The 8080-nt window shown below is 67.4% G+C and carries 7 protein-coding genes; 5 read left to right on the top strand and 2 right to left on the bottom strand.

Annotated elements, in window-relative coordinates; genetic code table 11:
* The 4 genes from I55_RS09685 to I55_RS09670 form a co-directional block, all read left to right on the top strand.
* Positions 1 to 1169 (top strand): TolC family outer membrane protein (locus tag I55_RS09685; RefSeq protein WP_044560327.1); only part of this gene is annotated, 1169 nt, incomplete at its 5' end.
* Between the two features lie 479 nt (positions 1170 to 1648).
* Positions 1649 to 2077, top strand: a complete 429-nt coding sequence (locus I55_RS38990) for a PopZ family protein (RefSeq protein WP_286364295.1) — start codon at positions 1649 to 1651, stop codon at positions 2075 to 2077.
* Positions 2078 to 2179: 102 nt separating this feature from the next.
* Positions 2180 to 4828, top strand: coding sequence for a valine--tRNA ligase (locus I55_RS09675; RefSeq protein WP_044560325.1), 2649 nt, complete (start codon positions 2180 to 2182; stop codon positions 4826 to 4828).
* A gap of 157 nt (positions 4829 to 4985) precedes the next feature.
* Complete coding sequence (locus I55_RS09670) at positions 4986 to 5507, top strand: hypothetical protein (protein ID WP_148293656.1); 522 nt, start codon at positions 4986 to 4988, stop codon at positions 5505 to 5507.
* 11 nt (positions 5508 to 5518) lie between these two features.
* Here the strand turns inward: I55_RS09670 and I55_RS09665 are convergent, their stop codons facing one another.
* Entirely contained in the window at positions 5519 to 6550 is a 1032-nt protein-coding gene (locus I55_RS09665; protein ID WP_148293655.1) for a hypothetical protein, read from the bottom strand.
* A gap of 136 nt (positions 6551 to 6686) precedes the next feature.
* Positions 6687 to 7367, bottom strand: a complete 681-nt coding sequence (gph, locus tag I55_RS09660) for a phosphoglycolate phosphatase (RefSeq protein WP_044560322.1) — start codon at positions 7365 to 7367, stop codon at positions 6687 to 6689.
* Between the two features lie 137 nt (positions 7368 to 7504).
* Between gph and I55_RS09655 the strand changes: the two genes are divergently transcribed.
* The coding region (locus I55_RS09655) for an NTP transferase domain-containing protein (RefSeq protein ID WP_044560321.1) at positions 7505 to 8080 on the top strand (576 nt) is incomplete at its 3' end.

The raw sequence follows: 8080 nt of genomic DNA, 5'->3' as shown, positions 1-8080 counted from the left end.
CGATGCTGCCGACCATCACCGCCGACGGCAACGTGGGCAAGGAGCGTCTGAGCCAGGGCCGCTTCATCGAGCATATGAACCCGGCGCAGACTGGCGTCACCATCAACCAGGCCATTTATGCCGGCGGCACCATCCAGGCGGGCATCAGCCAGGCGGAAAACCAGGTGGAAGCCGGGCGCGCCAGTCTGCTGGACACCGAGCAGTCGGTGCTGTTGGCCGCCGCCACCGCCTATCTGGACGTGGTGCGCGACCAGGCCGTCCTGGACCTGAACATCAATAACGAGCAGGTGCTGACCCGCCAGTTGGAAGCATCCCGCGATCGCTTCCGCGTGGGTGAGCTGACCCGCACGGACGTCAGCCAGTCCGAGTCGCGTTTGGCCGGCGCCACCGCCGACCGCATTTCCGCCCAGGGCAACCTGGCCGCCAGTCGCGCCACGTATGCCAAGCTGGTGGGCCAGATGCCTGGCACGCTGAAACAGCCGGCCCGTGCTGCGCGCCTGCCGGTGAACCAGGAGGAGACCGTGGCCGCCGCCGAGGTGTCGGCGCCCGTGGTCGTGGCCGCGCGCTACAACCACAAGGCCTCGCAGGACGCGGTGGATGGCGCCTTCGGCCAGATGCTGCCGCAGTTGTCGGCCAGCGCCCAGTACTACCGCAACTGGGACCAGTCAGCGCCCAACGTCCAGTACGACACGGCGGTCATCTCCGCCCGCGTCACCATTCCGCTGTACGAGGGCGGCGGCACCTCCGCCAAGGTACGTAGCGCCAAGCAGACGGAACAGCAGCGCCGCACCCAGGTCATGGAAGCCGTGCGCTCCGCCGACGAGACGGCCGTGAAGTCCTGGCAGGCCTTGGTGACCGCCCGCGCCGCCATTGAGGCGTACAAAAGCGCCGTCGCCTCCAACGAAATCGCGCTGGAAGGCGTGCGGCAGGAACAGTCGGTGGGTTCGCGCACCATCCTGGACGTGCTGAACGCCGAACAGGAACTGGTGAACGCCAAGGTGGAACTGGTCCGCGCCCAGCATGACGAGCAGGTGGCGTCGTACCAGGTGCTGTCGTCGGTGGGTGAGCTGACCGCCGCCAAGCTGGGCCTGAACGTGCCGCTGTACGATGCCAAGGCCCATTACGAAGAGGTCAAGGACAAGCTCTGGGGGCCGTCCATCGAAAAGTAGGGCCATCGAGAAGTAAGACCATCGAAAAGGCGCCCGGCTTCGGGATGCTGTCGAGAAGCCAGGGCGGCCCCATCAACCGGGGTCGCCCTTTTCTTTTGGGCAAAAGTGCCGCCCCACCCTGTTCTTGGTGGGACGAAGCAATGGCGGGAGCAGGCGACGGTCGCGGGCGGGGAATACGGCAGCATTGGCGCCGCCCGTGGGCGGCGATTAACCCAATGGCATTTTTACTGTTCTTGCCCTAGGCTGCCCCGAACGTCGGTGCAGGCGCCCGCGCGGTTACAGGTCCACGCCGTTATAGGTCAGGTTAGGCAACAATGGCTGACAAGTCACAACAAGAACCTTCCATGGAGGAAATCCTCGCCTCCATCCGGCGGATCATTTCTGAAGACACGGACGCCCCGCCGGCCGAGGAGCCGCCGCCTCCGCCCCCACCGCCGCCTCCGCCCCCGCCGGAGGACGATATTTTCGAGGCGGTGCCCATGCCACCGCCTCCGCCGCCCCCACCGCCGCCTCCGCCCCCGCCCCCGCCCGAGGACGATGTGCTGGAGCTGACGGACATCGTGCCGGACGAGCCGGAGCCCGAGCCGCTGCCGGATCCGTTCGCCTATGAGCCGCCGCCCCCGCCACCGCGCCGGCCGCCGCCGCCGATGGACGATGACCGGCTGATGTCGGAATTCACGGAGGAGGCCGCCAGCCGCGCCTTCTCCGGCCTGTCCGGCTTCCGCCGCGGAGGGCCCAGCCTGACCGGGGAGGGGCCGATCGGCCGGTCCGACACCACGCTGGAGGAGATCGTGCACGTCCTGGTCCGCCCCATCCTGCGCGAATGGCTGGATGAGAACCTGCCCTCACTGGTCGAGCGGCTGGTCAAGCGCGAGATCGAGAAGGTGGTACGGCGCGGACTCGACTGAGGCGCGCCGCTTCGATAAACCTTGGCCTAGGTCAGGGGCGGCGCCGGAACCCGCGCCGCCCCTTTCTTTTGCTTTTTGAGCCCGTGATTTCAGGTGCCCGCCATGCTGGACAAGACCTTCTCCCCCGCCGATGTCGAAAGCAGCCGCTATGAGCGGTGGGAGCGCTCCGGCGCCTTCGCCGCCCATGTGGACAGCAACGCCCAGCCCTACACCATCATGATGCCGCCGCCCAACGTGACGGGTAGCCTGCACATGGGCCACGCGCTGACATTCACCCTGCAGGACCTGCTGATCCGCTATCACCGCATGAGCGGTCGCGATGCCCTGTGGCAGCCCGGCACCGACCATGCCGGCATCGCCACCCAGATGGTGGTGGAGCGCAACCTGGCCAAGGAAGGCAAGACGCGCCACGACCTGGGACGTGAAGGTTTCCTGCAGAGGGTTTGGGAATGGAAGGCCGAATCCGGCGGCACCATCACCCGTCAGCTGCGCCGCCTGGGCGCCTCCCCCGACTGGTCGCGTGAGCGCTTCACCATGGACGAGGGCCTGAACGCCGCCGTCCGCAAGGTGTTCGTGGAGCTGTTCCGCCAGGGTCTGATCTACCGCGACAAGCGGCTGGTGAACTGGGACCCCAAGCTGCACACCGCCATCTCCGACCTGGAGGTCGAGCAGAAGGAGGTGAAGGGCAGCCTGTGGTACTTCCGCTATCCGGTGGAAGGCATGGAGGGGACCTACATCACGGTCGCGACCACCCGGCCGGAAACCATGCTGGGCGACACCGGCGTGGCCGTGCATCCGGAGGATGAGCGGTACAAGGACCTGGTGGGCAAGAACGTCATCCTGCCCATCACCGGACGCCGCATTCCCATCGTCGCCGACGAATACGCCGACCCCGAGACCGGCACCGGTGCCGTGAAGATCACACCGGCTCATGACTTCAACGACTTCGAGGTCGGCAAGCGGCACAACCTGCCCATGATCAACCTGTTCGACCGGGACGCGAAGCTGAACGAGCACGCGCCGCCTGAGTACCAGGGCCTGGATCGCTTCGCCGCCCGCAAGAAGGTGGTGGAGGAGATCGAGGCCCTGGGCTTGCTGGAAAAGATCGACCCGCACACCCTGATGCAGCCGCATGGTGACCGCAGCGGCGTGGTCATCGAGCCGTGGCTGACCGATCAGTGGTACTGCGACGCCGTGACCCTGGCCAAGCCCGCCCTGGAAGCGGTGGAGCAGGGCAAGACCCAGTTCGTGCCCAGGCAGTGGGAAAACACCTATTACGAGTGGATGCGCAACATCCAGCCGTGGTGCATCAGCCGCCAGCTGTGGTGGGGCCACCAGATCCCCGCCTGGTTCGGGCCGGATGGCAAGTTCTTCGTCGCCGAGACGGAGGCCGAGGCGCAGGCGCAGGCCGACGCCCACTACGGCGCCGCCACCCCGCTGACCCGTGACCCGGATGTGCTCGACACCTGGTTCTCCTCCGCCCTGTGGCCCTTCTCCACCCTGGGCTGGCCGGAAAAGACGCCGGAACTGGCGCGCTATTACCCGGGCGATGTGCTGGTCACCGGCTTCGACATCATCTTCTTCTGGGTCGCCCGCATGATGATGATGGGCATCCACTTCATGGGCGACGTGCCCTTCCGCACCATCTACATCCACGCCCTGGTGCGGGATGAGAAGGGGCAGAAGATGTCGAAGTCCAAGGGCAACGTCATCGACCCGCTGGACCTGATCGACCAGTATGGCTGCGACGCCCTGCGCTTCACGCTGACGGCCATGGCGGCCCAAGGCCGCGACATCAAGCTGGCGACGTCCCGCGTCGAGGGCTACCGCAACTTCGCGACCAAGCTGTGGAACGCCGCCCGCTACGCACAGATGAACCAGGTGGCGCCGGTGCCGGGCTTCGCGCCCGCCAGCCTGACCCAGACGGTCAACCGCTGGATCGTGGGCGCCGTGGCCGATTGTGCCGCCCAGGTGACCGAGGCGCTGGAGGGCTATCGTTTCAACGATGCCGCCAACGCCCTGTACCACTTTGCCTGGGGCAGCTTCTGCGACTGGTACCTGGAATTCACCAAGCCCATCCTGCAGGGCGAGGATGAGGCGGCGAAAGCCGAGACCCGCGCCGTCACCGCCTGGGTGCTGGACCAGATCCTGCACCTGCTGCATCCCATCATGCCCTTCCTGACGGAGGAACTGTGGGAGAAGCTGGGCGAGGGACAGGATCGGGGTGATCTGATCACCGCCGCCTGGCCGGACTATCCGGCCGCCTACAAGGATGCCGGCGCCCAAGCCGAGATGGATTGGGTGGTGCGCTTCATCTCCACCATCCGCACCATCCGGTCGGAGATGAATGTGCCGCCGTCTGCCCAGTTGCCGCTGCTGGTGAAGGGGGCCGGGGCCGACACCGCCGCGCGCCTGAACACCCACCGCGACCTGATCCTGAAGCTGGCCCGCCTGTCGGACATCACCCTGACGGACGACGCCCCGGCCACCGGTGCTGTGCAGGCGGTGGTGGACGAGGCGACGCTGGTTTTGCCCCTGGCGGACTTCATCGACCTGGCCAAGGAAAAGGCCCGCCTGGCCAAGGAAATCCAGAAGCTGGCGGGGGAGATCGCCAAGGTCGACGCCAAGCTGGGCAACCCCAACTTTGTCGACAAGGCCCCGCCCGAGGTGATCGAGGAGCAGCGTGAGCGCCGCGCCGAGGCCGAAGGCACCCGCGACAAATTGGCCGAGGCGTTGTCCCGCCTGGGCTGATGCGGCGGCAGCCACCTACGAGCGTATGACCTTATGAGCGGCTGCCCCAGGAATGCCCCCTGGGGCGGCCGTTTGTCACATGGCTGCATCCATTGGAATGATGCGACCTGTGCGGGTGGCGTTCGACTGTGGCGCCTGTCCATCAAATGGGGATGTGATGACCGCTGGGCGTTTGATTGGTGTTGCCGCGACCCTAGCCTTGGCCGCCGGTTGCATGCAACGGGTGGATGTGACCCCTGTCACCCTGAACGCGAATGGCGGTGCCACCGCCCCGGTTTTCAATTCTGCGGCGCTGGCGTCGTCGGCCGACCATATTTCCGCCACCCGCACGGTGCCGTCCGGGCAGGACCGCCAACTGGCCTATTTCGTGTCGCTGCATGAGGACTGCACGGTCATGCCGGGCCTGGATGTGCGCGTCCTCAACCCGCCGGGCCACGGTACGGCCGTCGTGCGCGAGGGCAAGGACTATCCCTCCTATGCCGCTGGCAATCCCCATGCCGCCTGCAACAAGGCGGCCGCCCCCAGCCAGCAACTCTGGTACCAGCCGGCCCCCGGCTTCACGGGCACTGACATCCTCCTGGTCCAGGTGTTCTGGCCCATGGGGAAGGCGCAGACGCAGACCTACACCATCACCGTCAAGGATGGCGGTGTGAAGCAACCGGCGGCCCCCGCGAAGTAAGGGCCGCCCCTTCAGGAGCTGGCTTCGTCGTCCCGCCAGCCGCTCCAGGTCAGCAGCAGGGGTGCGGCCGCCAGGAAAGGGGCCAGTTGCAGCAGCACGCGCGTTTCCGCCAGGACTGCCGCGATGTACAGGGCGGCCGCCTGGGTGGCGATGTAGGCCGCCACGCCCAACATTTTCAGCCGGTGCCGGGCCAGCAGGACGGCGGCCACGGCCACGGCGGCCAGCAGCGCCAGGGGGATCAGGAGGTTGAAGGCGTAATCGGCGTGGGTGAACCACGTGGCGGTGGCCTGGAGATTATCGAGCAACTTGATGTGGATCTGATCGCCGTGATCGCCGATCCGGCTCACGTCGCCGAAGATTTCCGGGCCGATCTCGCGCTTCAGCAATAGGGTGCGGAGCAGTTCGACCAGTTCCAGCCCGGCGATGCCGCCCAGGACGCCGCCGCCCAGCAAACCCCATTCCCAGCGGCGCCAATCCAGCCGCCACCGGGCCCAGTTGTCAGCCAGGCCCTGCACCGCCATCCAAATGGCGATGAACAACGCGCTTTCATGGTTGAAAAAGGCCACAGCCATCAGCGCCAGGAAGGCCCACCACGACGCCCGCCGCACCACCAACAGCAGAAAGACGGCGCCGACCAGCAGGACGAAGAAGTCCCAGACGTAAAGCCAAGGGCGGCTGAGGAACAGGGCGAACAGGACGAACAGTCCCAGCATCGCCGCCCAGCCGCCGGCGGCATCGCCCAGCCGCTGGCCCACGCGGAACATCACCAGGGCCGTGGCGGTCAGGCCGCCGATACCGGTGATGTAATAGGCGTTGATCCAGGAGGGGCCGACACCGTGGATGGCGGCCATGACCAGGGGGCCCAGCACCCGCGACTGATAGACGCGCCAATGCGGCAGCCCGTCCAGCACACCCGCCGCCGCCTGCACGTTGGGCAGGATCTGGTCCATGAAGAGGAAGCTGACCAGCCGGAACTCCGCGACCGAGAACAGCAGAGCGGCTGCGCCGACGGCGATGATACGCGCCCATGCTGTCCGGTCCATGGTCGACACGCCCCCCATAGCCACGCCCCCCCATAGCCACGCCCCAAAGCCAACGTCATCGTGTGGCATCGCCGCATGACTACACGGGATTGGGGGGCCTCCGCCACTTCCATGGTTGAGCGACGGTGCCGTGACGTCACAGATCCAGCAGGGCGGCCGGCAGGTCGTGGAAATGATCGACCAGGCGGTCGGCCCCCAGCATGTCCACCGGCATGCGCGGATAGCCGAAGGTGACGCAGACGACGCGGGTGCCGGCGGCGCGGCCGGCGGTCACGTCGTTGGCGCCGTCCCCCACCATGACCGTTTGGGCGGGGGCGGTGCCCAACTGGGCCATGGCGTGCAGCAGGGGGCCCGGATGGGGTTTGCGGGTGGGCAGCGTGTCGCCGCCGACCACCGCCTTGAAATAGGGGGCCAGGCCGATGGCCGCCAGCACCGCATGGGTCGCCCGCTCCGGCTTGTTGGTCACCAGGCCCAGGGGGATGCGCTCACTCAGGGCGGCCAGGGTCGGGACCACGCCGGGGAAGACGCAGGACGGGTCGGCCGGCAGGGCCTCGTAGATCGCCATGTAGCGGTCGGTCATGGCCGGGACCGAGTCGGGATCCAGGGGGCGGCCCACGGCGGCAAAGGTGCGGGTGACCAGCATGGGCGCGCCGTCGCCAATGAACTGGTGCACCTGCGCCAAGTCCAGGGGCGGCAGGTTCTCCTCATCCAGCAAGCGGTTGATGCCGGTCAGGATGTCCGGCGCGCTGTCGATCAGTGTTCCGTCGAAATCGAACAGCACGGCTGCGGGCAGGCCGGTGGAGGGCAAGGGATTCATGGGGCGGCATCCGGGCGAAGGCGGTTTCGCATGACACCCTCGTTGTGGCAGTAAGGGGACCTCGCTGGCAATGGCGTCGGGGCGGGCTTCATCCCATCTGACGATGCCCCGACCAGCCGTTTCAAAGGTTAGCGCCCATGTCTCTTCCGACGGCGACCGCCCAGACTTCGACCGCCCTCGCCTGCATTGTCCTGGCCGCCGGCAAGGGCACGCGGATGAAGTCCGACCTGCCCAAGGTCCTTCACCCCATCGCCAATGAGCCCATGGTGGCCCACGTCCTGCGCGCGGCGGCGGCCCTGAACCCCGAACGCGTCATCGTGGTGGTGGGCCCCGGGCAGGAAAGCGTGGCCAAGGCCGTGGCGCCGCACGCGACCGTGCTGCAGCCCAACCAGCTGGGCACGGCGGACGCCGTGAAGGCGGCGCGCGCGGGCCTGGGCGATTTCGACGGCGACGTGCTGGTGCTGTTCGGCGACACCCCCCTGGTGCGGCCGGAGACGCTGTCCCTGCTGGTGGAGGCGCGACGCGGAGCTGGCAACCCAGCCGTGGCGGTGCTGGGCATGCGCCCTGATGATCCCAAGGCTTATGGTCGCCTGGTGCAGGATGCCGATGGCGGCCTGATCAGGATCGTGGAATACCTCGACGCCACGCCGGAGGAGCGGGCCATCGGCTTGTGCAACGCCGGGCTGATGGCTTTTGACGGCCGCCGGATGTGG

The organism is Azospirillum sp. B4, from assembly GCF_000333275.1.
In the GTDB taxonomy this organism is placed as follows: domain Bacteria; phylum Pseudomonadota; class Alphaproteobacteria; order Azospirillales; family Azospirillaceae; genus Nitrospirillum.
The sequence above is the reverse complement of the archived record's forward strand: the minus strand, read 5'-3'. Positions and strand labels throughout refer to the sequence as shown.